The organism is Nocardioides sediminis, assembly GCF_003047295.1.
GTDB classification, from domain to species: Bacteria; Actinomycetota; Actinomycetes; order Propionibacteriales; family Nocardioidaceae; genus Nocardioides; species Nocardioides sediminis.
The window spans coordinates 15795-42528 of the sequence record NZ_PZYZ01000009.1 but is presented as its reverse complement, the minus strand read 5'-3'; the positions used below and the strand labels follow the sequence as shown (position 1 = coordinate 42528).

Annotated in this window: 30 protein-coding genes; 13 read left to right on the top strand and 17 right to left on the bottom strand. The window is 72.1% G+C overall.

What is annotated here, in order from left to right; all coding sequences use genetic code 11:
• The first annotated feature begins 27 nt into the window (after positions 1-27).
• Genes DAI17_RS21690 through DAI17_RS18600 form a run of 6 tightly spaced genes read left to right on the top strand, consistent with a single transcriptional unit; the run spans position 28 to position 5318 of the window.
• Positions 28-834, top strand: a complete 807-nt coding sequence (locus DAI17_RS21690) for an AMP-binding protein (RefSeq protein WP_199905212.1) — start codon at positions 28-30, stop codon at positions 832-834.
• Positions 819-1775 carry an AMP-binding protein gene (locus DAI17_RS21685; RefSeq protein WP_267894738.1) on the top strand — a complete coding sequence of 319 codons (957 nt, stop codon included), beginning with the start codon at positions 819-821 and terminating at the stop codon, positions 1773-1775. The genes DAI17_RS21690 and DAI17_RS21685 overlap by 16 nt, the downstream gene beginning before the upstream one ends.
• Positions 1772-2776 carry a pyruvate dehydrogenase (acetyl-transferring) E1 component subunit alpha gene (pdhA, locus tag DAI17_RS18615; RefSeq protein ID WP_107774734.1) on the top strand — a complete coding sequence of 335 codons (1005 nt, stop codon included), beginning with the start codon at positions 1772-1774 and terminating at the stop codon, positions 2774-2776. The genes DAI17_RS21685 and pdhA overlap by 4 nt, the downstream gene beginning before the upstream one ends.
• Positions 2773-3756: an alpha-ketoacid dehydrogenase subunit beta gene (locus tag DAI17_RS18610; RefSeq protein ID WP_107774733.1), complete on the top strand. Its 984-nt coding sequence runs from the start codon at positions 2773-2775 to the stop codon at positions 3754-3756. The genes pdhA and DAI17_RS18610 overlap by 4 nt, the downstream gene beginning before the upstream one ends.
• Positions 3757-3759: 3 nt before the next feature.
• The gene (locus DAI17_RS18605) at positions 3760-5061 is read left to right on the top strand and encodes a 2-oxo acid dehydrogenase subunit E2 (RefSeq protein ID WP_107774732.1); all 1302 of its coding nucleotides are present in this window, start codon (positions 3760-3762) and stop codon (positions 5059-5061) included.
• The gene (locus DAI17_RS18600) at positions 5058-5318 is read left to right on the top strand and encodes a phosphopantetheine-binding protein (RefSeq protein WP_107774731.1); all 261 of its coding nucleotides are present in this window, start codon (positions 5058-5060) and stop codon (positions 5316-5318) included. The genes DAI17_RS18605 and DAI17_RS18600 overlap by 4 nt, the downstream gene beginning before the upstream one ends.
• A gap of 12 nt (positions 5319-5330) precedes the next feature.
• On the opposite strand, the gene DAI17_RS18595 is transcribed toward DAI17_RS18600, so the two are convergent.
• Together DAI17_RS18595 and DAI17_RS18590 are read right to left on the bottom strand one after the other, a co-directional pair.
• Positions 5331-6467, bottom strand: a complete 1137-nt coding sequence (locus DAI17_RS18595; RefSeq protein WP_107774730.1) for a site-2 protease family protein — start codon at positions 6465-6467, stop codon at positions 5331-5333.
• Positions 6468-6642: 175 nt separating this feature from the next.
• Positions 6643-7023, bottom strand: coding sequence for an ATP-binding protein (locus DAI17_RS18590; RefSeq protein ID WP_159081637.1), 381 nt, complete (start codon positions 7021-7023; stop codon positions 6643-6645).
• 259 nt (positions 7024-7282) lie between these two features.
• On the opposite strand from DAI17_RS18590, the gene DAI17_RS18585 reads away from it, so the two are divergent.
• The 3 genes from DAI17_RS18585 (at position 7283) to DAI17_RS18575 (ending at position 8105) form a co-directional block, all read left to right on the top strand.
• Positions 7283-7600 carry an STAS domain-containing protein gene (locus DAI17_RS18585; RefSeq protein ID WP_107774728.1) on the top strand — a complete coding sequence of 106 codons (318 nt, stop codon included), beginning with the start codon at positions 7283-7285 and terminating at the stop codon, positions 7598-7600.
• A gap of 90 nt (positions 7601-7690) precedes the next feature.
• Positions 7691-7891, top strand: a complete 201-nt coding sequence (locus DAI17_RS18580) for a hypothetical protein (protein ID WP_107774727.1) — start codon at positions 7691-7693, stop codon at positions 7889-7891.
• Positions 7884-8105: an AbgT family transporter gene (locus tag DAI17_RS18575; RefSeq protein ID WP_107774726.1), complete on the top strand. Its 222-nt coding sequence runs from the start codon at positions 7884-7886 to the stop codon at positions 8103-8105. The genes DAI17_RS18580 and DAI17_RS18575 overlap by 8 nt, the downstream gene beginning before the upstream one ends.
• Before the next feature lie 22 nt (positions 8106-8127).
• Here DAI17_RS18575 and DAI17_RS18570 read toward each other — a convergent pair whose 3' ends face one another.
• Positions 8128-8955: a universal stress protein gene (locus DAI17_RS18570; RefSeq protein ID WP_107774725.1), complete on the bottom strand. Its 828-nt coding sequence runs from the start codon at positions 8953-8955 to the stop codon at positions 8128-8130.
• A gap of 130 nt (positions 8956-9085) precedes the next feature.
• On the opposite strand from DAI17_RS18570, the gene DAI17_RS18565 reads away from it, so the two are divergent.
• A complete protein-coding gene (locus DAI17_RS18565) occupies positions 9086-9301 on the top strand; it encodes a hypothetical protein (RefSeq protein WP_107774724.1) in 216 nt (71 codons plus the stop codon).
• Positions 9302-9416: 115 nt separating this feature from the next.
• A complete protein-coding gene (locus DAI17_RS18560; RefSeq protein WP_107774723.1) occupies positions 9417-10142 on the top strand; it encodes a M23 family metallopeptidase in 726 nt (241 codons plus the stop codon).
• A gap of 24 nt (positions 10143-10166) precedes the next feature.
• On the opposite strand, the gene der is transcribed toward DAI17_RS18560, so the two are convergent.
• The 12 genes from der to DAI17_RS18500 form a co-directional block, all read right to left on the bottom strand.
• Entirely contained in the window at positions 10167-11528 is a 1362-nt protein-coding gene (der, locus tag DAI17_RS18555; protein WP_107774722.1) for a ribosome biogenesis GTPase Der, read from the bottom strand.
• On the bottom strand, positions 11525-12271 hold the full coding sequence (locus DAI17_RS18550; protein ID WP_234412596.1) for a lysophospholipid acyltransferase family protein: 747 nt from the start codon (positions 12269-12271) through the stop codon (positions 11525-11527). Before DAI17_RS18550 ends, der begins: the two co-directional genes overlap by 4 nt.
• Positions 12268-12957, bottom strand: coding sequence for a (d)CMP kinase (gene cmk, locus DAI17_RS18545; protein WP_234412595.1), 690 nt, complete (start codon positions 12955-12957; stop codon positions 12268-12270). The genes DAI17_RS18550 and cmk overlap by 4 nt, the downstream gene beginning before the upstream one ends.
• A gap of 11 nt (positions 12958-12968) precedes the next feature.
• Positions 12969-14042 (bottom strand): prephenate dehydrogenase, encoded by a 1074-nt coding sequence (locus DAI17_RS18540; RefSeq protein WP_107774720.1) that lies wholly within the window; start codon positions 14040-14042, stop codon positions 12969-12971.
• Positions 14032-14418 (bottom strand): chorismate mutase, encoded by a 387-nt coding sequence (aroH, locus tag DAI17_RS18535; RefSeq protein WP_107774719.1) that lies wholly within the window; start codon positions 14416-14418, stop codon positions 14032-14034. Before aroH ends, DAI17_RS18540 begins: the two co-directional genes overlap by 11 nt.
• Positions 14419-14523: 105 nt before the next feature.
• Positions 14524-16794, bottom strand: coding sequence for a catalase/peroxidase HPI (gene katG, locus DAI17_RS18530; RefSeq protein ID WP_107774718.1), 2271 nt, complete (start codon positions 16792-16794; stop codon positions 14524-14526).
• A 22-nt stretch (positions 16795-16816) separates the two neighbouring features.
• Positions 16817-17248, bottom strand: coding sequence for a Fur family transcriptional regulator (locus DAI17_RS18525; protein WP_107774717.1), 432 nt, complete (start codon positions 17246-17248; stop codon positions 16817-16819).
• 54 nt (positions 17249-17302) lie between these two features.
• Positions 17303-18103, bottom strand: coding sequence for a pseudouridine synthase (locus tag DAI17_RS18520; RefSeq protein ID WP_107774716.1), 801 nt, complete (start codon positions 18101-18103; stop codon positions 17303-17305).
• On the bottom strand, positions 18100-18822 hold the full coding sequence (gene scpB / locus DAI17_RS18515) for an SMC-Scp complex subunit ScpB (RefSeq protein WP_107774715.1): 723 nt from the start codon (positions 18820-18822) through the stop codon (positions 18100-18102). Before scpB ends, DAI17_RS18520 begins: the two co-directional genes overlap by 4 nt.
• Positions 18819-19742, bottom strand: a complete 924-nt coding sequence (locus DAI17_RS18510) for a segregation and condensation protein A (protein WP_107774714.1) — start codon at positions 19740-19742, stop codon at positions 18819-18821. The genes scpB and DAI17_RS18510 overlap by 4 nt, the downstream gene beginning before the upstream one ends.
• Positions 19739-20110 carry a hypothetical protein gene (locus DAI17_RS18505; protein WP_107774713.1) on the bottom strand — a complete coding sequence of 124 codons (372 nt, stop codon included), beginning with the start codon at positions 20108-20110 and terminating at the stop codon, positions 19739-19741. The genes DAI17_RS18510 and DAI17_RS18505 overlap by 4 nt, the downstream gene beginning before the upstream one ends.
• Positions 20095-21084, bottom strand: coding sequence for a ParA family protein (locus DAI17_RS18500; RefSeq protein WP_107774712.1), 990 nt, complete (start codon positions 21082-21084; stop codon positions 20095-20097). The genes DAI17_RS18505 and DAI17_RS18500 overlap by 16 nt, the downstream gene beginning before the upstream one ends.
• Positions 21085-21440: 356 nt before the next feature.
• On the opposite strand from DAI17_RS18500, the gene DAI17_RS18495 reads away from it, so the two are divergent.
• Positions 21441-22829 carry a GntP family permease gene (locus tag DAI17_RS18495; protein WP_107774711.1) on the top strand — a complete coding sequence of 463 codons (1389 nt, stop codon included), beginning with the start codon at positions 21441-21443 and terminating at the stop codon, positions 22827-22829.
• A 41-nt stretch (positions 22830-22870) separates the two neighbouring features.
• Here the strand turns inward: DAI17_RS18495 and DAI17_RS18490 are convergent, their stop codons facing one another.
• Positions 22871-23557 carry a FadR/GntR family transcriptional regulator gene (locus DAI17_RS18490; RefSeq protein WP_199905210.1) on the bottom strand — a complete coding sequence of 229 codons (687 nt, stop codon included), beginning with the start codon at positions 23555-23557 and terminating at the stop codon, positions 22871-22873.
• Positions 23558-23626: 69 nt separating this feature from the next.
• On the opposite strand from DAI17_RS18490, the gene DAI17_RS18485 reads away from it, so the two are divergent.
• Positions 23627-24112, top strand: a complete 486-nt coding sequence (locus tag DAI17_RS18485) for a gluconokinase (protein ID WP_107774794.1) — start codon at positions 23627-23629, stop codon at positions 24110-24112.
• Between the two features lie 13 nt (positions 24113-24125).
• Here the strand turns inward: DAI17_RS18485 and DAI17_RS18480 are convergent, their stop codons facing one another.
• Complete coding sequence (locus DAI17_RS18480; protein WP_107774710.1) at positions 24126-26723, bottom strand: DEAD/DEAH box helicase; 2598 nt, start codon at positions 26721-26723, stop codon at positions 24126-24128.
• Between the last annotated feature and the right edge of the window lie 11 nt (positions 26724-26734).

The window sequence follows — 26734 nt, the reverse complement described above, 5'->3', positions numbered from 1 at the left end:
GCCGGCTCGTCGTGAGGAGGCCCGGACATGCAGGCATCCGCACACGTCGGTACGCCGCTCTTCGAGGACTACGAGCGCGCTCGACGCGAGTTCTCCTGGGATGCGGCGCGGGCCACGCTGCCCGAGGTCCCCGGAGGCCGTGGGTTCAACATCGCCCACGTCGCTGTCGACCACCACGTGGCAGAGGGGCGCGGGGCCTCCGTCGCCCTGCGGTGCATCGACGAGAACGGGACGGTCACCGACACGTCGTACGCCGACCTGGCGATCATGACCAACCGTTTCGCCAACGTGCTCGCCGGGCTGGGCGTCGGGAAGGGCGATCGGGTCGTGTCGCTGCTCGGCCGGCAGCCGGAGCAGTACGTCGCGGCGCTCGGGACGCTCAAGCGCACTGCGGTGTTCTCGCCGTTGTTCTCGTCCTTCGGTCCGGAGCCGATCCGCGAGAGGCTCCTGCTCAGCGGCGCTCGGGTCCTGGTCACCACGCCGCGGCTCTACACCCGGAAGGTGGCCCAGCTGCTCCCTGACCTCCCCGCCTTGCAGCACGTGCTGGTCGTAGGAGGTTCACCGACGCCCGGGACCCTCGACCTCGGCGCCGAGCTGGCGGCCGCGTCGCCGGCGTACACCATCCCGGTCACCGACCCGCAGGACATGGCGCTGCTCCACTTCACCAGCGGAACGACCGGCAAGCCGAAGGGCGCGGTGCACGTTCACGAGGCGGTCGTCGCGCATCACGCGACGTCGGCGTTCGCCCTCGACCTGCACCAGGACGACATCTCTGGTGCACCGCCGACCCCGGCTGGGTCACCGGGACGTCGTACGGCATCATCGCGCCGCTGACCCACGGGGCGACGCTGATCAGCTACGCCGGCGAGTTCGACGCCGAAGCGTGGTACCGACTGCTCGCCGAGCAGCGCGTCAATGTCTGGTACACCGCACCGACCGCACTCCGGATGCTCGTCAAGTACGGCACAGACCTGCCCCGGGGGTACGACCTGTCGGCGCTGCGCCACATCGCGAGCGTGGGCGAGGCCCTCAACCCGGAGGTGGTGCTGTGGGGTCGGGAGGCCTACGGCCTGACCATCCACGACAACTGGTGGCAGACCGAGACCGGCGCGATCATGATCAGCAACTACCCGGACATGGAGGTCCGTCCCGGATCGATGGGACGGCCGATGCCCGGCATCGACGCGGGGGTCCTGGTGCGCGGCGAGGACGGTCGTGCCGGCTTCGACCACGGACCCGCCCAGCCCGCGGCCACCGACGAGGTCGGAGAGATCGCCCTCCGCCCCGGTTGGCCGTCGATGTTCCGGGGCTACCTCGGCGACGAGGAGCGCTATCACGCGTGCTTCAAGGGCGGGTGGTACCTCACCGGGGACCTGGCCCGGGTCGACGCCGACGGCTACTTCTGGTTCGTCGGCCGTGCAGACGACGTGATCAAGTCCGCCGGGCACCTCATCGGACCCTTCGAGGTCGAGACCACGTTGATGGAGCACCCGTCGGTCCTGGAGGCGGGGGTCATCGGCAAGCCTGATCCGGTGGCCGGGGAGACCGTCAAGGCGTTCGTGACGCTCAAGCCCGGGTTCGACGCGACCGAGGAGCTGCGCCTGGAGCTGCTGGCCTTCGGCCGTCGCCGCCTCGGTGGACTCGCCCCGAGAGAGATCACCTTCGACCAGCACCTCCCGCACACCAGCAGCGGCAAGGTGATGCGCCGCCTGCTCAAGGCACGCGAGCTCGGGCTGCCCGAGGGAGACCTGTCCACCCTGGAGGGACAGTCATGACCACGAAGCCAGCCGCGCACAAGCGCCGCGCCACTCGCGAGGAGCACCGGCTCGGCCTGCTCCGGACGATGACGACGATCCGGCGCTTCGAGGAGGCGTGCGTGGAGCTCTACAGCGCGACCAGGATCCGCGGCTTCCTGCACCTGTACGTCGGGGAGGAGGCCGTGGCCACCGGCGTGCTCGCGGCGCTGGGCCCGGACGACGCGGTGGTGTCGACGTACCGCGAGCACGGCCACGCGCTGGCCCGAGGAGTGCCGATGGACGCGGTGATGGCCGAGATGTTCGGCAAGCAGACCGGCTGCAGCCGGGGTCGCGGCGGGTCGATGCACCTCTTCGACAAGTCGGTCGGACTCATCGGGGGCAACGCGATCGTCGGCGGCGGCATCCCGCTGGCCGTCGGGCTGGCCCTGGCCGACCGGATGCAGGACCGCGGCCGCGTCACCGCGTGCTTCTTCGGCGACGGCGCGGCAGCCGAGGGCGAGTTCCACGAGTCGCTGAACCTGGCCAGCCTCTGGCGGCTCCCGGTGCTCTTCTGCTGCGAGAACAACCTCTACGCGATGGGTACGGCGATCGCCAAGGAGCACGCCCGGACGAACCTGGCGGCGCGCGCCTCGTCGTACGGGATCGAGTCGGCGGCGGTCGACGGCATGGACGTCCTCGCGGTCGAGGAGGCGGCCCGCGAGGCCGTCAGGGGAATTCGTGCGGGCGGTGGTCCGCGGTTCCTGGAGCTGGACACCTATCGGTTCCGGGCGCACTCGATGTACGACTCCGACCGCTACCGGAACAAGGCCGAGATCAGCACATGGAAGGAGCGCGACCCGATCGACGCGCTGGTCACGGCGCTCCGTGCCGAGGGCCACCTGACCGAGGAGTCCCTGGCCCATCTCGAGAGCGACATCGGGGAGCAGATCGCTCGTGCCGTCGCCGCCGCCGAGGCCGCACCGCTGGAGCCGGTCGAGGACCTGACCCGGTTCGTCTGCTCCGAGGAGGTCGAGGCATGAGCGAGACGCTCGAGACGACCTACCGCGACGCCCTCCGGGACGCGATCCGCGAGGCGATGCGGGCCGACGACCGCGTCTTCCTGATGGGCGAGGACGTGGGCGACTACGGCGGCTGCTTCGCGGTCAGCCTGGGCCTGCTCGAGGAGTTCGGCCCCGAACGCGTCCGCGACACCCCGCTGTCCGAGTCCGCGTTCGTCGGTGCCGACATCGGTGCCGCCATCGGCGGTATGCGCCCGATCGTCGAGATCATGACCGTCAACTTCAGCCTGCTGGCCCTGGACCAGATCATGAACAACGCCGCATCCCTGCTGCACATGTCGGGCGGTCAGTTCAACGTGCCGCTGGTGATCAGGATGACCACAGGCGCCGGCCGACAGCTGGCGGCCCAGCACTCACACAGCCTGGAGGGCTGGTACGCCCACATCCCGGGCCTGCGGGTCGTGACCCCCGCAACGCTCGAGGACGCGCGCGGCATGCTCGCCACGGCGCTCCGCGACCCGGACCCGGTGCTGATGTTCGAGCACGGCTCGCTCTACCCGATGAAGGGAACCCTGGCCACGGATGCCGGCGCGGTCGACATCGACCACGCAGCCGTGCGCCGGCCGGGGACCGACGTCTCCCTGATCACCTACGGCGGGTCGCTCGGCAAGGCCCTGGCGGCTGCCGCCCTGCTGGACCAGGACGGGGTCTCCGCCGACGTGATCGACCTGCGCACCCTGCGCCCGCTCGACGACACCGCGATCGTGGAGTCCGTACGACGCACCCATCACGCGGTCATCGTGGACGAGGGCTGGCGCAGCGGCGGCATCTCCGCCGAGATCAGCGCCAGGATCATGGAGGAGGCCCTCTACGACCTCGACGCCCCGGTGGAGCGCGTCTGCACCGCCGAGGTGCCCCTCCCCTACGCCAAGCACCTCGAGGAGGCCGCACTGCCGCAGCCGCCGGGCATCGCCGCCGCTGCTCTCCGGACGCTGGGGTAGGTCATGGCGGACTTCACGATGCCGTCTCTCGGCGCCGACATGGACGAAGGCACCCTGCTCGAGTGGTTGGTCAAGCCAGGCGACGCCGTCCACAAAGGTGACATCGTCGCCGTCGTCGACACCGCGAAGGCCGCGGTCGAGGTCGAGTCGTTCGTCGAGGGGGTCGTCCAGCACCTCCTGGTCGAACCGGGCACCACCGTGCCCGTCGGGGAGGTGATGGCCACGTTCGGGGAGACCGGCCCGGCCCCGGGCGGCGCGCCCGCTCCGGCTGTGGTGCCGGTCGAGCGGCACCCGGCCCCGCCGGTGCACTCTCCCCTGGTACGCCGAGAGGCAGAGCGGCGCGGGGTCGACCTGGCCCAGGTCGTCGGAACCGGCCCCGGCGGCACCATCACCCGGGATGACGTGACGCGGGCCGCCGAGGCGGCCTCCGCACTGCCCACCCACCCACGGCCGGTCGCGCGACCGACCCGGATCAGCGCCACGCCGTACGCACGACGGCTGGCCGAGGAGCTCGGCGTGGATCTCGCGACGCTCGTCCGCTCGGACGGTGAGCCGATCCGGGCCGAGGACGTGCGGACTGCCGCGTCGGGGGCCGCGGCCGTCCCGCCCACGCCCGAGCCCGAGGTGGCGCACGTGTTCCGACCCGACGCCATGCGCGCGGCGATCGCCGCCCTGATGACGCGCTCCAAGCGGGAGATCCCGCACTACTACCTGGCCACCACCGTCGACCTCACCCGAGCACTGGACTGGATGCACGACCGCAACCGCACGCTCCCGGTGACCGAGCGGCTCGTGCCGGCGGCGCTGCTGCTCAAGGCGACCGCGCTCGCCGCCCAGGCCAACCCCACCCTGAACGGTCTCTGGATCGACGGTTCGTTCGTGCCGTCCAAGGAGGTGCATCTCGGGATCGCGATCTCCCTGCGTGGCGGCGGCCTGGTGGCCCCTGCTCTCCACGACGCCGCCAACCTGAGCGTCGCCGACCTGATGGCGCAGATGCGCGACCTGGTGACCCGGTCGCGCAACGGTCGGCTGCGTGGATCCGAGCTCAGCGACCCCACCCTCACCGTGACGAACCTCGGCGAGCAGGGCGTCGAGGTCGTGCACGGCGTGATCTACCCGCCCCAGGTGGCCCTGGTCGGCTTCGGTCGCGTCGTGGAACGCCCGTGGGCCGTCGACGGGCTCATCGGCGTTCGACCGGTCACGTCGGTGACGTTGGCCGGGGACCACCGGGCCACGGACGGATTCACCGGATCACGCTTCCTGGCCGCCATCGATCAACGGCTGCAGCAACCGGAGGAGCTATGACCGACCACACCACCCTGTCCCCTGACGAGGCCCGTGCCGCGGTGCAAGGGGCGATCAGGAAGATCGTCCCGGACGCCGACTTCGACAGCCTCGGCGACGACGCGACGTTCCGGTCGGAGCTGGAGCTCGACTCGCTCGACTTCCTCACCTTCGTCGAGCTGCTCAGCACGGCGCCCGGCGCGCGGATCGACGAGTCCGACTACCCCGACCTGGTCTCGATGGCGACCAGCATCGCGTTCCTCACTCGGCCGCACTGACCCTCGTCCCGGCTACCCGCCGTCCTGGGCGACCAGCGCCCTGGTCTCCAGCGCCCTCGCCACGTCGACGGGAGTGACGATGCCGACGAGGCGCCCCTGGTCGAACACGAGGGCGCGGCCGCCGGACTCGCGGTCGAGGCGAGCCAGCACGCCCGCCAGCGGCTCGCCGGGGCTGGCCGTCACCAGGTGCTCGAGCGGCAGCGCGACGTCTCGGGCCCGGGTCGTGCCGCGTTGCGCCGGCGCGAGCGTGCGCAGCCGGGCGAGGGTCACCAGGCCGACCACCGCACCGCCGGCGTCGACCACCGGGTAGGCGGAGTGGCGACCGGAGAGCACGTGCCGGTCGATGAAGTCGGTGACGCGCAGGTCCGCGTCCCCCACCTGCACCGGCGTGCTCATGACCTCGGCCACCGATATCCCTCGCAGGACGTGCTCGGCGGTGCTGACGGCGTGCTCGGCGCGCGCGGCGGTCAGCAGGAACCACCCGATGAAGATCAGCCACAGCCCACCGACGGCGTCGCCGAGGAGGAAGGCCATCAGCCCGAGCATCACCAGGCCGTAGGCCACCGCCTGCCCGACCGACGTCGCTGTGGCACCCGCCTTGTCACGGTCCCCCGAGCGTCTCCACAACGCAGCCCGCAGGATGCGCCCACCGTCGAGGGGGGCACCGGGGACGAGGTTGAACACGGCCAGGACGACGTTGACGTAGGCCAGCCAGGCGGCGACACCGATCAGGAGGTCCGGCAGCCCGGCGACCGCCGCCAGCAGGCTCGCCGTCCCGAACACCAGGGCCAGCACCAGGCTCGTGGCCGGCCCGACCACGGCGATCATGAAGTCCGCGCGAGGTGTCGGCGGCTCCCCGCGCAACCTGGCCACCCCGCCGAAGACCCACAGGGTGAGCCCCTCGACCTCCACTCCCGCGCGTCGGGCGACGATCGCGTGCGCGAGCTCGTGGGCGAGCAGGGAGCAGATGAGGAGCAGGGCTCCGACCACGCCGGCCGCCCAGTAGGTCGCAGCCGCGTGCCCGGCGGCCGTCTCGGGCAGCACGCCCTCGGCCAGCCCCCAGGCCAGGAGGAGGACGATCACCAGGACGCTCCAGTTGAGCGCCACCGGAAAGCCGGCGACGGTGCCCAGCCGCACCTCGTCACGCACCCCTGACCCTCCTCCTTGCAGGTGGCGTCACCTGACGTCCCGTCGCCCAGCATCCAGCCCTGCTCCGCGGCTCGCTAGGGCACTTCGCCCCGGTGCCGGGAGGCCCAGCGACCCGTCACCGCGCGGGCTCGGCCACCCGCTCCCCACGCGGGACGTCGTCCGATCCGCTGGACGATCAGCCCAGGTCGAACCAGACCTGCTTGCCGGGCTGGCCGTCGACCCTCCGGACCACGCCCCACGTGCCGGCCAGGCCCGCCACGAGCTGGAGTCCCCGGCCCTGCTGGGCGAGGACGGGATGGTGCGTGACCGCGGGCATGCTCGGTCCGTCGTCCTCGACGCCGATGCGGACGACGTCGTCCGCGCGGGAGACGACGAGCACCACCGATCCCTCGCCGTGACGCAGGGCGTTGGAGACCAGCTCGGTGACCAGGAGGCGGGCGGTGTCCAGCTGCTCGGGCGACAGGTCGGGACAGGTCGCCTCGACGTGCCGTCGCGCCAGGCCCGCGGACGCGGTCTCCCGCGGCAACACCCACGTCTGTTCGTCCTGCCACTCCACCCGTGCACCAACCCCGAACTCCGCTGGCCGGGGGAACCTCGGGAGTCCCCCCACTCGATTGTGCCAGTCATCGTCCTCGCGACATAGGGCCTCGTCGGACCGCGACGGCCGGCACTGCCACGGGTCTGGCGCACCGGGGTACCGCGGCGTACCGTGGAGGGACCGAGAGCTTTCCGTACGGTGCCAGTCGAGGTGTTGTCGTTCCCGGCGAACGACGAACGGAGCAGACCGGGTCCTCTGCTCCCGAGACCGGGTTCACATGTCATCCACCACCGTGCTCCAGCATCGTGCCGCCGTCTCCGGCCGGCAGTACCGCCTCCACCTCGAGGGTGAGGCCGACCTCGCCGTCCTGGAGAACCTGGAGACAGCCCTCGAGGCGATCGACCTCCACGTGGTCACCGATGTCCGCATCGACGCCTCCGGGCTCACGTTCATCGACCTGGGCTGCGTCCGGGCACTGGTCGACTTCGCAGTCCGCGCCGACCGGGAAGGCGTCGCGGTGTCGGTCGAGCACGCACCGCACGCGCTCACGCTCGTCCTCCGGTATCTCCGCCCCGGACATCTGCGGCTCGTCTGAGGGGATCGCGTCGGCTCGCTCACCCGTTTCAGGGGTGCCCGTCGCGGGCCCCCTCGGTGACTCTCCGCCCATGACCGACGGAGCCGGCGCATGACGTACAGCGAGAGGTTCGTGTCGGCCGGCCGGCTGCCCGCCACGCCCACGGTCAGGGCGCGGGTCGAGGAGGCCCACGAGCGCTTCCGCGAGGTTCGCGGCGGCTCCCTCTCCGCGGTCTGCCCCGCCCTGGCCACCGCCGACCCGGGGCTGCTCGGGATCGGCGTCGTCTCATCTCGCGGCGTACCGCGTGGGTGACGGGCCGGTCAACGTCATCACGCCGCTGATGGTCTACCTGCCCCTCATCATCCTGGTCTGCCAGCGCTACCGCGCCTCGGCCGGGATGGGGACCGTCATCTCGATGATGATCCCCTACACCGCGGTCGTGCTCGTGTCCTGGACGCTCCTCTTCACCGGGTGGTACCTCCTGGAGATCCCCTGGGGACCGGGCTCGCCGGTGCAGCTCGACTAGGACTCGAGCGACCGCAACGGCGTCACCGCACGACGGCGACCGGACACTGCGCGCGGCGCAGCACGTCCTGGCTCACCGAGCCCAGCAGCATGCCCGTGAAGAAGCCGCGTCCTCGCGAGCCGACCACGACGAGCGAGGCACCGGCGGAGGCGTCGACCAGGACGTCACCCGGGGGCACCGGGATCGCCTCGGTCACCAGGACCACGTCGGGGTGCGCCTCGCGCACGCCGGCGACGCTCTCGGCGACCAGCACCTCCTTGTCCTCGACCGCGGTGCTGATCTCGCGCGCCTCGCCGCGCCACACGTCGGTCGAGGGAGTGTGCACCCGCCAGCCGTGCACCCCGACCACCAGCTCACCGGTCCGCTCCGCCCGCAGGCAGGCGAAATCGAGCGCGGCCGCGCTCGTCGGCGAGCCGTCGAGCCCCACGACGATCCGGCCGGCGTCGCGCCTCTTCGGAGCCCGCACCACGACCACCGTGCAGGGCGCGTGGCGCGCCACGTGCTGGCTCACCGATCCGATCGCCGCCTCGGCGACCCCACTGTGGCCCCGGCTGCCGACCACGACCATGGAGGCCGACTCGGCGAGCTCGAGCAGGGTGCCCGTGACGTTGCCCGAGCGACGCTCGATGGTCGCCTCCACGCCGAGCTCGCCGAGGAGCCTCTCCGCGTGCGTCACCTGCTCGGGGTCGCGCAGCCAGATGTCGCCGCCCCACAGCGACGTCGACGCGTCGTCGATCGTCGCCACCACCAGTCGCATGTCGTCGCGGACGGCCTCGTCCACCGCCCACCGCAGGGCTCGCTCGGCGTCGGGCGAGGCGTCGTACGCCACCAGGATGGTTCGGTCGCTCATGCCCCCACTGTCAGCCCCGACGTGCGACCGGTGCAGGGCCGATGGTCCCGCCCGGTTCGGGCGTAGGGCACGTCCCTCCCCACCCCGGAGGGTCTGGACAGTGGGGACCGCCGCCCCCTAGGTTCCGGGGATGTCCAGGATCCTGTCGCTGCTCGTCGTCGTGTGGCTCGTCATCGGGGCGCTCGCCGCCTACCAGCGCGACTACTTCGCCGACACCGAGACCAACTGCGCGGAGGCGGGCAGCATCGCGCTCACCATCGTGGCCGGTCCCCTCAACTACATGGGCGTCAACCCCGAGGTCGACTGCGAGGACGTCGACGTGGACGTCCCCGAGCCCTCCGAGTAGACGACCGGGGGCCGCCGAGGTCCAGACCAGCGGCTCCTGATCTGCCCGTTTCCCTGAGGGGCAGGGCCCCTCCCGCGCACCATGGACGCTCGTCCAGGGTCCGGGGGGATCTCTCATGTCGTACGTCGCTGTCGCGCGCCCCGCAGCAGGTGCAAGCCTGCTCGTCGGGGTGCTGCTGTCCGTCCTCGGACCGCTGACGGCTGCTCCGGCCCATGCTGTTCCCGAGAGCGCGACCGAGCTGGCGAGCACCACGACGTCCGCCCAGGAGCAGTCCGGTCGGACCTCACGGCTGACCGCCGCGGAGCGACGCGTCGAGCGGAGCGTGGAGCGCCGCGAGCGCGCGCTGTCGGCGATGTTCGCCGTCGCCGAGCGGCACGCCCGCATCGAGCAGGTCCGCTCGGACCGGCTGCGGGCGCTGGGCTACACCGGCGACCTGACGGCTCTCGAGACGATCCTGCCGCTGCGGGGCTACCGCCTCTCGGCCGGGTTCGGCCTGGCCGGCCCGTTGTGGGAGAGCACCCACACGGGCCTCGACTTCAGCGCGCCCTCGGGCACCGACCTGGTCGCCGTCGCGGACGCGACCGTGTCGGAGGTCGCGGACGCCGGACCTTACGGCCTGCGCACGATCCTGACCCTCGAGGACGGCACCGACGTCTGGTACTGCCACCAGCTGGTGTCGCTCGTGTCCCCCGGCGAGGCCGTGGAGATCGGCGAGGTCGTCGGGCTCGTCGGTTCGACCGGCAACAGCACCGGCCCGCACCTCCACCTCGAGGTCCACCCGGCCGGTGGCGGCGCCACCGACCCGGCGGCATGGCTGTCGTCGGCGGGGATGACCCCGTGATGATCTCCGCTCCCGCCCGACGGCTCAGCGCTTCCGCTTCTCCCGCGGCCGCTGCTGGATCACGATCGGCGTGCCCACGAACCCGAACTGCTCGCGCAGCCGGCGCTCGACGAACCGCTCGTAGGACGCGTCCAGCTTGCCGCTCGTGAACAGGATGAAGGTCGGCGGCGCGATCGACGGCTGGGTGGCGAAGAGGATCTTGGGCTGCTTGCCGCTGCGCACCGGGTGCGGGTGCTCGCCCACGAGCCGCCCGAGGAAGGTGTTGAGGGCACCGGTGGGCACCCGCGTCTCCCACCCCTCGAGCGCCTTGTCCAGCGCCGGGACGAGGCGGTCGACGTGCCAGCCGGTGCGGGCGGTGATGTTGATCCGCGGCGCCCACTGCACCTGCACGAGGTCGCGCTCGATCTCGCGCTCGAGGTAGTAGCGGCGCTCCTCGTCGACCAGGTCCCACTTGTTGAAGGCGATGATCATCGCCCGGCCGGCGTCGCGGACGGTCTGGATGATGCGCATGTCCTGCTCGGAGATCGTCTGCTCGGCGTCGAGCACCAGCACCGCGACCTCGGCCCGGTCGATGGCGGTCGAGGTGCGCAGGGACGCGTAGTACTCGTGGCCCGAGGCCTCCTTGACGCGCTTGCGGATGCCCGCGGTGTCGATGAACCGCCAGGTGCGCCCGCCGAGCTCGATCAGCTCGTCGACGGGGTCGACGGTGGTGCCGGCGACGTTGTCGACGACCACGCGGTCCTCGCCGGCCAGCTTGTTGAGCAGCGACGACTTGCCGACGTTGGGCTTGCCCACGATGGCGATGCGCCGCGGCCCGCCGACCTCCCCGAAGGACTCCTCCGGGGACTCCGGCAGCGCCTCGAGGATCGCGTCGAGCATGTCGCCCGAGCCGCGGCCGTGGAGCGCGGAGACCGGGTAGGGCTCGCCCAGCCCGAGGTTCCACAGGCCGTAGGCCTCCGCCTCGGTGCGCTGGTCGTCGGTCTTGTTGGCGGCCAGCACCACGGGCTTGCCGCTCTTGCGCAGGATCCTGACCACGGCCTCGTCGGCGTCGGTGATGCCGACCGTGGCGTCGACGACGAAGAGCACCGCGTCGGCCAGCGAGACGGCCACCTCCGCCTGGGCAGCGATGCGCTCGGCCAGGCCCCGGGCGTCGGGGTCCCACCCACCCGTGTCGACCACGGTGAAGGCGCGGCCGTTCCACGTGGCGTCGTAGGAGACGCGGTCGCGGGTCACGCCCGGACGGTCCTCCACGACGGCCTCGCGGCGGCCGATGATGCGGTTGACCAGCGTCGACTTGCCGACGTTGGGACGCCCCACCACGGCCAGGACCGGCGTCGGGCCGGTCACCTGCTCGTCGGGGACGCTGGCGTCGTCGTACTCGGTCATGATGCTCCTCGGTGCTGCTCGACGAACCCGGTGTCGGGGTCGTCCTCGACGTCTCCGGCCGGCAGGGGGCCGGGGAGGGCTCGCCCGGTGAGGGAGAGCGCGCGCGACAGCTCGTCGCGCAGGTGCTGCCAGAGCAACGCGGACGTCGCCAGGGTGTGTTCCCGCGTGCGGGGCCACGGGGTCTGTGTGGTTCGCCACGCCTCACCGACGACGACGTCGATGCGGCTGCCCCGTGGTGGCAGCGAGCTGGTGCCGCCGCCGGGCACACGGGTGCCGATCATGGTCACGGGCACGACGGGGGCGCCGGAGACCATCGCGAGGTACGTCGCGCCGTGGTGGAAGACGTCATGGGTCCCGGGCCCGCGGGTGCCCTCGGGGAAGATGCCGACCGCTCCCCCGTCGCCGAGCACCCGCACGCAGGACTTCAGGGCGCTCGGGTCGGCGCCGAAGCGGTCGAGCGGGATCTGCCCGGCGCCACGCAGGAAGGCGCCCATCCGGCCGGCGAACATCTCGGTCTTGGTCAGCGCGTGCACCGGCCGCGGCGCGCAGATGGCCAGGAGCGGCCCGTCGAGCCAGCCGATGTGGTTGGAGGCGAAGACGACCGGCCCGTCGGCCGGCGCGCGGTCCGCGCCGTGCACGTGCAGGTCCCACCAGAGGCCGACGCCGGCGCGGAACACCGGGCGGAGTCCGTGGAGCATGGCCCGGCGGGGATGCTCCTCGCTGGGTGGGGGAAGGGCGGTCACGCGTCCGCCTCGACCGCCTCCACCAGCGCCACGACCTGCGAGACGACCTCGTCCAGGGTGTACGGCGTGGTGTCGATGTGGGCGGCGCCGTCCGCCATCACCAGCGGCGCGGTGGCACGGCCGGAGTCGATGCGGTCGCGGGCGAGCAGCGACTGCTGGGTGGCGGTGACGTCGCCGCCGGCCTCGGCAGCCCGACGGGCGGCCCGGGCCTCGGGGTCGGCGGACAGGTAGACCTTGACGGGTGCGTCGGGCGCGACGACCGACCCGATGTCGCGGCCCTCGACCACGATGCCTCCGTGCGAGCCTGCGTCCGCGATGATCCGACGCTGGAGGTCGAGGAGGCGGGCGCGCACCTCGGGGACGGCGCTGACGGGGCTGACCGCGGCGTTGACCTCGTCCGAGCGGATGCCCACCGCGACGTCCACGTCGTCGACCGTGATAGTGGGACCCAGGGGGTCGGTGCCCGACCGGATCACCGGCTCGTGCACCCGCGCGGCGACGGCCGCCGGGTCGTGCACGTCGACGCCCTCGCGGAGCATCCACCAGGTGATCGCGCGGAACATGGCGCCGGTGTCCAGGTAGGCCAGCCCGAGCCGGGCGGCGACGCCACGGGAGGTGCTGGACTTGCCGGAGCCGGACGGTCCGTCGATGGCGACGACCAGCGGACTCGAAGGCAGGTGGCTCACGAGCGCTGAGACTACCGGTGGGTGGTCCAGCCGCGAGATTCCAGAGCACCCAGGAGGTGCTCGGCCTCGTCCTCGAGGACGAGGAGCTCGGTGAGGCCGACCGGACGGCCCGGGTCGTGGTCGATGTGGACGTCCTCGATGTTGACGCCGATCTTTCCGGCGTCGCCGAACAGGCGGGCCAGCTCGCCCGGGTGGTCGGGGACCGAGACGAACACCGAGCGCATCGGGCGCACCGGGCCACCGTGCTTGCCGGGGATGGCCCGGGTGCCGGCGACGCCGGCACCGAGGATCGCGTCGAGCGCCTCGCGGTCGCCGTCGCGCACCGCGGCGATGAGCACGTCGAGCTGGTCGCGCACCTCGCCGAGCAGGTCCGTGACGGCGCCGGCGTTGGCCCGCAGGATCTGCTGCCACAGGGCGGGGTCGCTGCCGGCGACGCGGGTCACGTCCCGGACCCCCTGACCCGACAGTGCAAGGTGCTCGGGCGGGGCGCCGCCGAGCCTGGCGGCGACCAGCACGGCCGCCAGGTGGGGCAGGTGGGAGGTGCGGGCGACGGCGCGGTCGTGCTCCTCGGGGGCCAGTCGCGCCTCCACTCCCCCGCACACCCGCACGAGGTCGGCGACGAGGGCCACGGCACGCGGGTCGGCGCCCGCGTGCGGGGTCACCGCCCACGGCCGGCCGTCGAAGAGGGCCGCGGAGGCCGCGAGCGGACCGGACCGCTCGCTGCCCGCCATCGGGTGCGACCCGACGTACCGCGACAACGTCGCCGTGTCGACCCGCGGGGCGACGTCGGCCAGCGGGGCCGCCTTGACGGACCCGACGTCGGTGACCACCGCGTCACCCGCGGTGAGGGCCGCCACGATCGCGACGGCGAGGTGGTCGGGCGGCACGGCGACCACGACCAGCTGGGGACGGTCGTCGGGCCGCCGCGCGCGTCCGGCCCCCAGGCCCGACGCGGTGCGCACGTGCTCGGGCGCGACGTCGGTGAGGAGCACCTCGATCCCGGCCCGCCGGCAGGCCAGGGCGATCGAGGTGCCGAGCAGCCCGGTGCCGACGACCTCGACCGGGCCGGTCAGCTCACCGCTCATCGGGGACGGCGCGGGCGTTGGTGAGGTCACGGCGCAGGTTGGCCGCGCCGTGCAGGTAGACGTGCGTGACCTCGCTCTTGGCGAGGTCGGTCTCCACGTGCGCCATCATCCGCACCACCCGCGGCATGGAGCCCGCGATCTCGAGCTCGCGGGCGCAGATGAGCGGGACGTCGCCGAAGCCGAGCCGGCGGGCGGCGTACGCCGGGAACTCGCTCACCAGGTCGCTGGTGGCGGTGAAGATGACCGAGATGAAGTCGTCGACCTCCAGCTCGTTGGCGGCCATCACGTCCAGCACCATCTCGGCCACCCGCTCGAGCATGTGCTCCCGGGAGTCCTCCTCGAGCTGGGTCGCCCCTCGCACCGCTCGCACGGCCATGTCCCTGCCCTTCCTCGTCCGCCTCGACCCGGCAAGGCTAGCGAGACGCGCGACGGCCCCCGCACCGTGTCTCACCGGTGCGGGGGCCGTCGAGGGCCGAGAGCGTCAGCGCAGGTCGAAGCGGTCCAGCTCCATGACCTTCACCCAGGCCGCGACGAAGTCCTGCACGAACTTCTCCACCGCGTCGCTGCTGGCGTAGACCTCGGCGAGGGCGCGCAGCTGGGAGTTGGACCCGAAGATGAGGTCGACCGCCGTGGCGGTCCACCTCACCTCGTCGGTGGCCAGGTCGCGGATCTCGTAGACGTGCTCCGCGTCCGCCGCCTTCCACCGGCTGCCCGGCGACAGCAGGTTGGCGAAGAAGTCGTTGCTGAGCACGCCGGGGCGGTCGGTAAGCACGCCGTGCTGAGCCCCGCCGACGTTGGCGCCCAGGGACCGCAGGCCGCCGACGAGCACGGTCATCTCCGGCGCCGTCAGGTTGAGCATGTAGGCGCGGTCGACCAGCAGGACCTCGGGCTGGGTCTTCTCGCCGGGGCGCAGGTAGTTGCGGAAGCCGTCGGCCCGGGGCTCGAGGACCCGGAACGAGTCGGTGTCGGTCTGCTCCTGGCTGGCGTCGGTGCGACCGGCGTGGAACGGCACCGTGACGTCGACGCCGGCGTCCCGCGCCGCCTTCTCCACCGCGGCCGAGCCGGCCAGCACGATCAGGTCGGCCAGCGAGACCTGCGCCCCGCCCCGGGCGTTGAAGTCGCGCTGGATGCCCTCGAGGGTCTCCAGGACGGTCGCGAGCTGCTCGGGCTGGTTGACCTCCCACCCACGCTGGGGCTCCAGGCGGATGCGGGCGCCGTTGGCCCCGCCGCGCTTGTCGGTGTGGCGGTAGGTCGCCGCCGACGCCCAGGCGGTCGACACCAGCTGTGCGGTGGTGAGCCCGGACTCGAGGACGGTGGCCTTGAGGGCGGCGACATCGTCGTCCGAGACGAGCTCGTGGTCGACGGCCGGCACCGGGTCCTGCCACAGCTGCGGCTCGGCGACCCACGGTCCGAGGAACCGGCTGACCGGGCCCATGTCGCGGTGCAGCAGCTTGTACCAGGCCTTGGCGAAGGCGAGGCGGAACTCCTCGGGGTTCTCCAGGAAACGGCGCGAGATCTTCTCGTACGCCGGGTCGACGCGCAGCGCGAGGTCGCTGGTGAGCATGGTCGGCTTGCGCTTCGGCGAGTCGGCGGTCGGGCCGGGAATGATGTCCTCGGCGTCCTTGGCGACCCACTGCTTGGCCCCGGCGGGACTCTCGCTGAGCTCCCACTCGTAGCCGAACAGGATCTCGAAGTAGCGGTTGCTCCACTGGGTGGGCTTGTCGGTCCAGGTGACCTCGAGCCCGCTGGTGATGGTGTCGGCCCCCTTGCCGGAGCCGAAGGAGCTCTTCCAGCCCAGACCCTGCTCCTCCAGCGGGGCGGCCTCGGGCTCGGGGCCCACGAGGGCGGCGTCGCCCGCGCCGTGGGTCTTGCCGAACGTGTGGCCGCCGGCGATCAGCGCGACGGTCTCCTCGTCGTTCATCGCCATCCGGGCGAAGGTCTCGCGGATGTCGCGCGCCGAGGCCAGCGGGTCGGGGTTGCCGTTGGGGCCCTCGGGGTTGACGTAGATGAGCCCCATCTGGACCGCACCGAGCGACTCGTGGAGCTCGCGCTCCCCGGCGTACCGCTCGTCACCCAGCCAGGTGTCCTCCGGACCCCAGAAGATCTCCTCCGGCTCCCAGACGTCCTCGCGGCCGAACCCGAAGCCGAACGTCTCGAAGCCCATGTCCTCGAGCGCCACGTTGCCCGCCAGGACGAGCAGGTCGGCCCAGGAGATGGCCTGACCGTACTTCTGCTTGACCGGCCACAGCAGGCGCCGGGCCTTGTCGAGGTTGGCGTTGTCGGGCCAGCTGTTGAGGGGCGCGAACCGCTGCCCGCCGTCGCCGGCACCGCCACGGCCGTCGTAGATGCGGTAGGTGCCCGCGGAGTGCCAGCTCATCCGGATCATCAGGCCGCCGTAGTGGCCGAAGTCGGCCGGCCACCAGTCCTGCGAGGTGTGCAGCACCTCGACGATGTCCCGCTTGAGGGCCTCGACGTCGAGGCCGGCGAGGGCACGGTCGTAGCGGAAGTCGTCGCCCAGCGGGTTGCCCTTGGAGGAGTGCGTGTGCAGCACAGAGAGGTCCAGCGAGTTGGGCCACCAGTCCTTGAGGGTGCGCGGACGGCCACCCGTCTTGGGGGTCGGCGAGTCGATCGCCGGGTTCTCGCTCTCGCTGCCCTCCGCCGTGACCGAGTCGTGCGCGACAGGGCAGCCGGCGGCCGCCTTCTCGTCCACGCCCTGTGGGCTCGTGGGTGCGTTGTCCTGGTTGTCGCTCATCGGTTTCCTTCCGAGGTGGTGGTCACTGGATGCGTGCGGTCGCGCAGCCGGGGCAGGTGCCCCAGTAGACGACCTCTGCCTCGTCGACGGTGAAGCCGTGGTCGTGCGAGGCGGTGAGGCAGGGAGCGTGCCCGACGGCGCAGTCCACGTCGGCGATCGCGCCGCACGAGCGGCAGACGACGTGGTGGTGGTTGTCCCCCACCCGCGCCTCGTACCTCGCCACCGAGCCGGCGGGCTGGATGCGCCGCACGATCCCGGCGTCGGTCAGCGCCCGCAGGACGTCGTACACCGCTTGGTGCGAGACGTCCGGCAGGGCGCCGCGTGCGGCGCGGATGATCGCGTCGGTGTCGGCGTGCGGGTGGGTGTGCACGGCCTCGAGGACCGCGAGCCGGGGTCGGGTGACCCGCAGCCGGGCCCCGCGCAGGAGCGCGGTGAGGTCGTGGTCGACGGGCATGTCCCGAGTCTGCCACTGATCTGGAGCGAGTCAAGATTGACTCGCCGGGAATCCCTACAGCTGCGCGCTGTCCATCAGCTCGCCGAGCTCGGAGACGCTGAGCTCGCGCATCTGGCCCGAGCCCAGGGTGCCGAGCTGCACCGGTCCGATCGACGTCCGGGTCAGGCGGGTCACCGGATGCCCGACGTGCTCGAGGAGGCGCCGGACGATGCGGTTGCGCCCCTCGTGGATGACCAGCTCCACGATCGTGCGGTCGCGGGAGGTGCGCCCGTGGCTGCCCTCGACGATGCGGGCCCGCGACACGGCGACGGGACCGTCGTCGAGCGTCACGCCGGCCAGGAGCTGCTTGATGATCCCCCGGTGCAGCTGGCCCTCGACCTCCGCGACGTAGGTCTTCTCGATCTCGTACGACGGGTGCGCGAGGCGCTGGGCGAAGTCGCCGTCGTTGGTGAGGATGATCAGGCCGGACGTGTCGGTGTCGAGCCGGCCGACGTGGAAGAGCCGCTCGGGCCGGTCCGCGACCAGGTCGCCCAGGCAGCGCCGACCCTCGGGGTCCGACATGGTCGACACCACGCCGCGCGGCTTGTTGAGGACGAGGTGGACGTGGGGCGAGATCGGCGGCAGCCGGCGTCCCTCCACCCGGATCACGGCGGTGCGCGGGTCCACCTTGGTGCCCAGCCGGGTGACGACCTCGCCGTCGACCTCCACCGCGCCCTCGAGCATCAGCTCCTCGCACTTGCGGCGGCTGGCCACGCCCGACTGGGCGAGCAGCTTCTGCAGCCTGATCAGCCCGTCCTCGTCGGTCTCCGGCCGTTGGGAGGCGGGGTGGGTGTCCTTCTCGTCGTGCGGCTTCATGCGGGCTCGGTCCCCCCGTCGGGCTCGGTGCCGTCACCGCTGTGCGGTGAGTGGTGGCGAGCAGGTGCGGGCGCCGGCGCGGCAGGTTCAGGGGCGGGCTCGGGCTCGGGCTCGGGCTCGCGCGACGTGCCGGCCACGCTCGCCAGCTCGTCCTCGAGGTCCTCCATGTCGGGCAGGAACGGCGCGAGCTCGGGCAGCTCGTCCAGGGAGCCGATGCCGATCCGCTCCAGGAAGTAGGAGGTGGTCCGGTAGAGGTTGGCCCCGGTCTCCCCGTCCTGGCCGGCCTCCTCCACGAGCCCGCGCGTGAGCAGTGTCCGCATGACCCCGTCGACGTTGACGCCGCGGACGGCCGAGACGCGGGCGCGCGACACCGGCTGCTTGTAGGCGACCACGGCGAGGGTCTCGAGCGCGGCCTGCGTCAAGCGCGCCTGCTGGCCCTCGAGGACGAAGCCCTCGACGACCGGCGCGTACTCCTCGCGCGTGTAGTAGCGCCACCCGCCCGCCACGTTGCGCAGCTCGAAGCCGCGGCCCTGCTCGGTGTACGACGCCGCGAGCTCGCCGAGGGCGGCCTCGACGTCGGCGACGGGGTGGCCCACGACGGAGGCGAGCTGCACCGTGTCCAGCGGCTGGTCGGCCACCATCAGGATCGCCTCGAGCGACGGGTGCAGCGCCGCCACCGGGACGTCCAGCGCCTCCTGGGACGGGTCGGTGTCGGTCACGGGGTCTCCTGCGGGTCGTTCTGGTCGCTGGCGTCGGTATCGGAGTCGGTGTCGCTGGTCTCGCTGGTGTCGGTGGTGCCGACGTCGGCCACCTCGGGCGCGGTGCCGTCGAACTCGTCGGTGATCTCCACCTCGCCGTCCTCGGCTCCCGTCCACCGGATGGTGAGCTCCCCCAGCGGGGTCACCTGGTCGAAGCCGACGGCGCCCTCGCGGAACAGCTCCAGCAGCGAGAGGAACCGGGCCACCGTGGTGATCTTGTCGGGAGAGTCACCGCACAGTGCACGGAAGGTCATCGTCCCACTGCGGCGCAACCGGTCGACCACCAGAGCGGCCTGCTCGCGGACGCTGACCTTGGCTGCGTGGATGTGCTGGAGGGACACCTCGAGCACCGGCTTGGGCTCCAGCGCCCGGGCCGCGAGCCGGGCGAACTGCTCGAGGCCGATGCCGATGAGCACCTCGGGCAGCAGCGTGGCGAAGCGCTCCTCGAGGCCCACCTGGCGGGGGTGGCGCGTCGACTCGGCGGCCAGCCGCTGCTCGAGGACGCCCGCCACCTGCTTGAACGCGCGGTACTGCACCAGTCGGGCGAAGAGCAGGTCCCGCGCCTCGAGGAGGGCGAGGTCCTCCTCGTCCTCCACGTCGCCCTGCGGCAGCAGCCGGGCGGCCTTGAGGTCGAGCAGGGTGGAGGCGACCAGCAGGAACGACGTCGTCTGCTCGAGGTCCCAGACCTTGCCGCCGGCCTTCACGTGCGCGATGAACTCGTCGGTGACCCGGGACAGGGCCACCTCGGTGATGTCGAGCTTGTGCTTGGCGATCAGGGACAGCAGGAGGTCGAACGGTCCCTCGAAGTTCTCGAGCCGGACCGCGAACGCCGGCGACGCCTCGCCACCGGTGACCTCGGGGTTCGCGGCGGTCCCGCTCACTCCTCGCTCAGCCGTCGCACGAGCGCGCTGTCGGGCCCGTGGGCCTCGAAGTCGGCGAGCACCAGGGCAACGGCCTCGCGGACCACGCGGCCGCGGTCCACCGCCAGGCCGTGGCCGCGCCGGAGCATCAGCCGGGCGTGCTCGATGTCCAGCAGCTCGTCGGAGGTGACGTAGACCGTCATCTTCTCGTCGTGACGCACCCGACCGCTCGGCTTGCGGGGTCCCGCGTCCTGACGCGCCTCGGCCGGCTCGGGGGTGTCGCTGACGGCGCGCACCGCGCGCTGCTGTGGCTCGGCAGCCTGGCCGCCGTCCGCCGAGGTGGGGCGGAACAGGTCGTCGGCGGCCGGGAGGCTCACTCGGCGGGCCACCGGCTGAGCACCTCCTTGGCGAGCTGGCGGTAGGACCCGGCCCCGGCCGAGGACGACGCGTAGGACGTGATCGGCTCGCCGGCCACGGTCGAGTCGGAGAACTTGACCGTACGACGGATCACGGTGTGGAAGACCGTGTCGCCCCAGGCCTGCACCAGGCGCTCCATCACCTCGCGGCTGTGGAGGGTGCGGCCGTCGAACATCGTGCCCAGCACGCCGTCGACCTCGAGCTTGGGGTTGAGCCGCTCACGGACCTTGTCGATGGTCTGCTTGAGCAGGGCCACGCCGCGCAGCGCGAAGTACTCGCACTCCAGCGGCACGATGACGCCGTCGGAGGCGGTCAGCGCGTTGACCGTGAGCAGGCCCAGCGAGGGCTGGCAGTCGATGAGGATGACGTCGTACTGGTCGAGGGCCGGCGCCAGCACCCGCTGCAGGGTCTGCTCCCGGGCGACCTCGTGCACCAGCTGCACCTCGGCGGCCGACAGGTCGATGTTGGAAGGCAGCAGGTCCATGCCCGGCACGCCCGAGGGCACCACGACCTCGTCGAGGGTGACGTCGCGCTGCATGAGCAGGTTGTAGATGCTCAGGTCCATCTCGTGCGGGTTGAGGCCCAGGCCGACCGAGAGCGACCCCTGCGGGTCGAAGTCGACGAGGAGCACCTTGCGGCCGTACTCCGCGAGCGAGGCCCCCAGGTTGATGGTCGTCGTGGTCTTGCCGACGCCGCCCTTCTGGTTGCACATCGACACCACCCGCGCGCGGGTGGTGCCGCTGACGGGTCGGGGCTCCGGGATCACCGGCATCGGCCGGCCGGTGGGGCCGAGCTCGACCGGCGGCTCCTGGTCGAGGACGCCGGTGGCGGCCGTCTGGGGGGCGGCCTGCGGGGACGCGGGACGCTCGAACGGGAGGGGGTCGCTCACGGGATGACTGTCCTCGGTGTGTGGTGCTGGAACGGGAGGTCGCACGAGGGGTGGCATCTCGGACGCACTGCTGCCGGCCTGGCCGGGGAGACCTGCGAAACCGCCACCACTCACTGGACATCTCCTCTTGTCGACTCACCTCGATTGGACCACGCCGCACCCCCGCGGACTTTGTCGACACGGCGACATCCCCCCGAGAGTTCCGGGCGACTCTAGGACCGGCGGGGAGCCACGACAACACGTGGTCGGTAAACCCCCAGCCCCGGGCGGAATCTGTGCACGACCGCCCGGTCACGTGCACAGGTCGCCGGGCGCTGTGGACGAACCTGTGCACATCGCAAGTTGCAAAGGTACTACCTTTCGGGCACCATGCTCGGCGTCCTGTGACCGCCCTCACAACGGAGCTCTCCCCCATGGAAAATCTCGAACCGGCGTACGGCACGTCCGTCCTGCTGCTCATCGCGGCCGGCGCGGTCGCGCTCCTCCTCTTCCTCATCATCAAGGTGCGGCTGCACGCGTTCATCGCGCTGGTGCTGGTCAGCCTGCTCACCGCGATCGCGGCCGGCATCCCACTGGCCGACGTGCCCGCGGCGCTGCTCACCGGCTTCGGCGCCACGCTCGGGTCGGTGGCCCTGCTCGTCGGCTTCGGCGTGATGCTGGGCCGGTTGCTGGAGGTGACCGGTGGCGCGCAGGTGCTCGCCGACAGCCTCATCAACCGCTTCGGTGAGAAGCGGGCTCCCCTCGCCCTCGGCATCGCCGCGCTGATCTTCGGCTTCCCGATCTTCTTCGATGCCGGCCTGGTCGTCTTCCTGCCGATCATCCTCACCGTCGCCCGCCGCTTCGGCGGCTCGGTGCTCCTCTACGCGCTTCCGGCGGCCGGTGCCTTCGCGGCGATGCACGCCCTGGTGCCCCCGCACCCGGGTCCGGTCGCTGCCGGGACGGCGCTGGGCGGCGACATCGGCGTGATCCTCCTCGTGGGCCTGCCCGTCGCCATCGTGTCCTGGTACGTCGGCGTCTACCTCGTCTCCAAGGTCCTCGGCAAGCGCTTCGACGTCCCGGTCCCCGACCTGCTCTTCGGCGAGGTCAACGGCGGGGACGACCGTCCCGACCTCGCTCCCCCGGCCTTCGGCACCGTGCTCGGCCTGCTCCTCATCCCCCTGGTGCTCATCTCGTTCAACACCGTGCTCACCACGCTGGTCACCAACGGCACCCTCGAGGAGGGACAGACCTGGGTCGAGCTCCTCCAGCTCCTCGGCAACACCCCGGTGGCCCTGCTGGTCAGCCTGCTGGCCGCCATCCTGGTCCTCGGTCGCCGCACCGGGTCGTTCGAGCGGACCATGCAGATCCTCGACCAGTCCCTCGGCCCGATCTGCTCGATCATCCTCATCACCGGTGCCGGCGGCATGTTCGGCGGCGTCCTGCGCATCAGCGGCATCGGCGAGGCGCTCACCTCCTCGCTCTCCGACCTGGGGCTGCCGCTCCTCCTGCAGGCCTTCCTCATCGCCACCGCGCTGCGCGTCGCCCAGGGCTCGGCCACCGTCGCGCTGACCACGACCGCCGGCCTGATCGCCTCGCAGGCCGCGGGCCTGGACGACTTCAGCATCGCCCTCCTCGTGGTCGCCATCGCGGCCGGGGCCACCGTGCTCTCCCACGTCAACGACTCCGGCTTCTGGCTGGTGAGCCGCTTCTTCGGGATGGACGAGAAGACGACACTGAAGACGTGGACGGTCATGGAGACCACCCTGGGCGTCAGTGCCTTCCTGGTCGCCGTCCTGCTCTGGCCGGTGGCGGGACTGCTGTGACCCCGTGGCGGTCGGCGGGGCCGGGCCCGGCGGGGCCCGGGTCAGTGCGGGTGGCCGAGGTCGGAGACCACCTCGGCGCAGATCGCCGTCATGGCGAACCGGGCCACCTCGGCCTCTCCCCCGGCGACCGCCTCGGCGACGACCTGGTGCAGCCGGCGGGCCTCCGGCTTGGGCTCGGGCGGCATCAGGTCGTGGTCGGTCCGGCCGCGCAGGACCTCCTCCACGACGTCGCCGAGACCGGCGAACATGACGTTGCCCGACGCGCGCAGCAGCAGCCGGTGGAACGCGACGTCCTGCTCGAGGAAGGTCCGCAGGTCGCCCGCGGCCCCCGAGGCATCCATCTGCTCGGCGATCCGGACGATCTCCGCGCGCTGGGCGTCGTCGGCGTGACCGGCCGCGAGGGCGGCGGACGCCGGCTCGATGGCGGCGCGGAGCTCGGCGAGCTGGTGCAGGTGCAGGACCCGGTCCTCACCCTCCAGCCGCCACCTGATCACCGCGGGGTCGAAGTCGTCCCACCGGTCGCGGGCCAGGATCCGGATGCCCGTCCGGCGACGACTCTCCACGAGGCCCATCGAGACGAGCACCTGGACCACCTCGCGGGCGACGGTGCGCGAGACGCCGTACGTCTCCCCGAGCCACTCCAGCGTGATGACGGAGCCCACGGGCAGGTCACCCCGCACGATCCGGGGGCCGACCTCGGCCAGGACGGAGCTGTGGGCGGTCGACACGAGCAGCAGACTAGCCGCGAGGCCGGGCGACCCGCGGGTGACGGGCCAGGCCCTCGTCACCTCGTGGTGATGGGCGTCTCCGGCACCGGCAAGACGACCGTGGCCGCCGAGCTGGCCGACCGCCTCGGCTGGACCTTCATCGAGGGCGACAGCCTCCACCCCCCGGCCAACATCGAGAAGATGTCGGCCGGCATCCCCCTCGACGACGACGACCGGCGTCCGTGGCTGGAGGCCCTGGCGTCCCTGCAGGCCTTCCACCACGCCGACGGCGTCTCGACGGTGCTCACCTGCTCGGCGCTCAGGCGGCGCTACCGCGACGTGCTGCGTCGCGGCGTGCCGGAGGGGTCCGTCTACTTCGTCCACCTGGACGCGCCGTTCGAGGTGCTGCGCGGGCGCATGGAGTCGCGCGAGCACTTCATGCCCGCCTCGCTGCTCCAGTCCCAGTTCGACGCCCTCGAGCCCCTCGGTGCGGACGAGCTCGGCACCGTGGTGGACGTCTCCCAGCCACTGGACGCGGTGGTGCGTGCCGCGGAGTCGGGCGTCCGGGGCTCCTAGCCGGTCCGGCCGGTCAGAGCCGGTGCATCGCCACGGTGGCGAGCACCAGCTCGCCGGCCTCGTCCGAGGCGTCGCAGTCCACGACGGCGTCGATCACCCAGTCGTGGTCGCCGGCGGGGTCGTGGATCGTCTGCCGTACGTCGCGCAGCCGGGCGCTCGTGCCCTCCTCCGCGCCGACGGGCTCGCCCGTGCGCTCGTCGCCGATGACCAGCAGGTCGGGCCCCCGGGCGTCGGCGTCGACGACCACGGAGTCGTGGTCGGCGTAGTAGGCCTCGATCGCGGCGTCCCACACGGAGCGGCCGACCACCACCTGGCGCGGCGGGTCGAGCCGGTCGGCGGCCGCGCGCTCGAGGCGCACCAGCCCGTCCAGGTCGTCGCGGGAGACCAGGTCGACGCGGGCCCACATGGCGTTGCGGACCATCACGGTGAACGCGCGGGCCTGCTTGCTGACCGGGCGCGGCGGGGGCGGCGGCTCGTGCGCCGCGACGCGGCCCGGCACGTGCGCGGGGTCGGCCAGTGCCTCCCACTCGTCGAGCAGCGAGGAGTCGGTCTGGCGGATGGTCTCGCCGAGCCACTCCACGAGATCGTCCAGCTCGGGCGTCCGGTGCACGTCCGGGACGGTTTGCCGCAGGGTCCGGTAGGCGTCGGTGAGGTAGCGCAGCACCAGACCCTCGGAGCGCGCCAGCTGGTATCGGCCCACGAAGTCGGTGAACCCCATCCCCTGCTCCCACAGCTCACGCACGACGGCCTTGGGCCCCAGGGCGTCCTCGGGGAGCCACGGGTGCCGCTCGCGGTAGGTCTCGTAGAGCGCCCCGAGCAGCTCGGCCAGCGGCTGGGGCCACGTGACCTCGTCCAGGAGCGCCATCCGCTCCTCGTACTCGATGCCGTCGGCCTTCATCTCCGCCACGGCCTCGCCGCGGGCGGTGAACTGCTGGGCCATCAGGATCTGGCGGGGCGCCTCGAGCACCGACTCCACGACGGAGACGATGTCGAGGGTGTAGGTGTCCGACTCCGGGTCGAGCACGTCGAGGGCGGCCAGCGCGAAGTGCGCGAGCGGCTGGTTGAGGGCGAAGTCGGCGGGCAGGTCGACGGTGAGCACGTAGCGCCGGCCGTGCTCGTCGACCTCGTCGAGCCGGGTGAGGACGCCGGTGCGGACCAGGGAGCGGGCCAGGCGCAGGGCCCGTCGGCACAGCCGCAGCTGCTGGCGGCGGTCCTCGTGGTTGTCGGTGAGCAACCGCCGCATGACCGCGAAGGCGTCCTCCTCGCGGGAGGCCACGTTGATGAGCATGGCGTTGTCGACCTTCATCCGCGACGACAGCTGCTCGGGGACGCCGGCCACGAGCTTGTCGTAGGTCTGCTCGGTCCACACCACGGTGCCCTCGGGCGGCTTCTTGAGCTGCGCCTTGGACTTGCGCTTGGCGTTGGCGCCCGGGGCGGCGTTCTTGGCCTCCGCCTTCTTCTTGGCGCGCTCGTTGTCGATGACGTGCTCGGGGGCCTGCACGACGACGTACCCGGCGGTGTCGTAGCCCGCCCGTCCGGCGCGCCCGGCGATCTGCTGGAACTCTCGCGTCCGCAGCACCCGCTGCCGGTTGCCGTCGAACTTCGCGAGGCCGGTGAAGAGCACGGTGCGGATCGGCACGTTGATGCCGACCCCGAGGGTGTCGGTGCCGCAGATGACGGTGAGCAGCCCCGACTGGGCGAGCTGCTCGACGAGGCGGCGGTACTTGGGCAGCATCCCCGCGTGGTGGACGCCGATCCCGTTGCGGACCAGCCTCGAGAGCGTCTTGCCGAACCCGGCGCCGAAGCGGAACGCCCCGATGCGCGCCGCGATCGCCTCCTTGTCGACCGTGACCTTGGTGCCCTTCAGGAGGGACGTGGCGTGCTCGACCGCGGCCGCCTGGGTGAAGTGCACGACGTAGACCGGTGCCTGGCCCGTCTCGACCAGCTCCTTCAGCGTCTCGTCGAGGTGCTCCATCGACCAGGAGAAGTGCAGCGGGACCGGGCGCTCGGCGTCGTCGACGACGGCGACGTCGCGACCCGTACGACGCGTGAGGTCGTCGACGAAGAAGGAGACGTCGCCGAGGGTCGCCGACATCAGCAGGAACTGGGCGTCGACGAGCTCGAGCAGCGGCACCTGCCACGCCCAGCCGCGGTCGGGCTCGGCGTAGAAGTGGAACTCGTCCATCACCACCAGGCCGACGTCGGCGGTGCGGCCCTCGCGCAGCGCGATGTTGGCCAGCACCTCGGCGGTGCAGCAGATGATCGGCGCGTCCGGGTTGACCGCCGCGTCACCGGTCAGCATCCCGACGTTGTCGGCGCCGAAGACCTCGATGAGTGCGAAGAACTTCTCGCTCACCAGCGCCTTGATGGGCGCCGTGTAGAAGCTGACCTGGTCCCGGGCCAGCGCCGCGACGTGGGCGCCGAGGGCGACCATGGACTTCCCGGACCCGGTCGGGGTGGCCAGGATGACGTGGTTGCCGCCCAGCAGCTCGATGACGGCCTCGTCCTGGTGGGGGTAGAGCTCGAGGCCCTGCTCCCCCACCCACCCGGCGAACGCGTCGTACACGCTGTCGGGGTCGGCGCCGGTCGGCACGCGGGTGTCGAGGCGCATGCCCCGATCAA

Coding starts and splice junctions, on each gene's coding strand:
- DAI17_RS21690 (WP_199905212.1), top strand. CDS start 28: ATGCAGGCATCCGCACACGTCGGTACGCCGCTCTTCGAGGACTACGAG.
- pdhA (WP_107774734.1), top strand. CDS start 1,772: ATGACCACGAAGCCAGCCGCGCACAAGCGCCGCGCCACTCGCGAGGAG.
- DAI17_RS18610 (WP_107774733.1), top strand. CDS start 2,773: ATGAGCGAGACGCTCGAGACGACCTACCGCGACGCCCTCCGGGACGCG.
- DAI17_RS18605 (WP_107774732.1), top strand. CDS start 3,760: ATGGCGGACTTCACGATGCCGTCTCTCGGCGCCGACATGGACGAAGGC.
- DAI17_RS18600 (WP_107774731.1), top strand. CDS start 5,058: ATGACCGACCACACCACCCTGTCCCCTGACGAGGCCCGTGCCGCGGTG.
- DAI17_RS18585 (WP_107774728.1), top strand. CDS start 7,283: ATGTCATCCACCACCGTGCTCCAGCATCGTGCCGCCGTCTCCGGCCGG.
- DAI17_RS18580 (WP_107774727.1), top strand. CDS start 7,691: ATGACGTACAGCGAGAGGTTCGTGTCGGCCGGCCGGCTGCCCGCCACG.
- DAI17_RS18570 (WP_107774725.1), bottom strand. CDS start 8,955: ATGAGCGACCGAACCATCCTGGTGGCGTACGACGCCTCGCCCGACGCC.
- DAI17_RS18565 (WP_107774724.1), top strand. CDS start 9,086: ATGTCCAGGATCCTGTCGCTGCTCGTCGTCGTGTGGCTCGTCATCGGG.
- DAI17_RS18560 (WP_107774723.1), top strand. CDS start 9,417: ATGTCGTACGTCGCTGTCGCGCGCCCCGCAGCAGGTGCAAGCCTGCTC.
- der (WP_107774722.1), bottom strand. CDS start 11,528: ATGACCGAGTACGACGACGCCAGCGTCCCCGACGAGCAGGTGACCGGC.
- DAI17_RS18540 (WP_107774720.1), bottom strand. CDS start 14,042: ATGAGCGGTGAGCTGACCGGCCCGGTCGAGGTCGTCGGCACCGGGCTG.
- aroH (WP_107774719.1), bottom strand. CDS start 14,418: ATGGCCGTGCGAGCGGTGCGAGGGGCGACCCAGCTCGAGGAGGACTCC.
- katG (WP_107774718.1), bottom strand. CDS start 16,794: ATGAGCGACAACCAGGACAACGCACCCACGAGCCCACAGGGCGTGGAC.
- DAI17_RS18525 (WP_107774717.1), bottom strand. CDS start 17,248: ATGCCCGTCGACCACGACCTCACCGCGCTCCTGCGCGGGGCCCGGCTG.
- DAI17_RS18520 (WP_107774716.1), bottom strand. CDS start 18,103: ATGAAGCCGCACGACGAGAAGGACACCCACCCCGCCTCCCAACGGCCG.
- DAI17_RS18500 (WP_107774712.1), bottom strand. CDS start 21,084: ATGCCACCCCTCGTGCGACCTCCCGTTCCAGCACCACACACCGAGGAC.
- DAI17_RS18495 (WP_107774711.1), top strand. CDS start 21,441: ATGGAAAATCTCGAACCGGCGTACGGCACGTCCGTCCTGCTGCTCATC.
- DAI17_RS18485 (WP_107774794.1), top strand. CDS start 23,627: ATGGGCGTCTCCGGCACCGGCAAGACGACCGTGGCCGCCGAGCTGGCC.
- DAI17_RS18480 (WP_107774710.1), bottom strand. CDS start 26,723: ATGCGCCTCGACACCCGCGTGCCGACCGGCGCCGACCCCGACAGCGTG.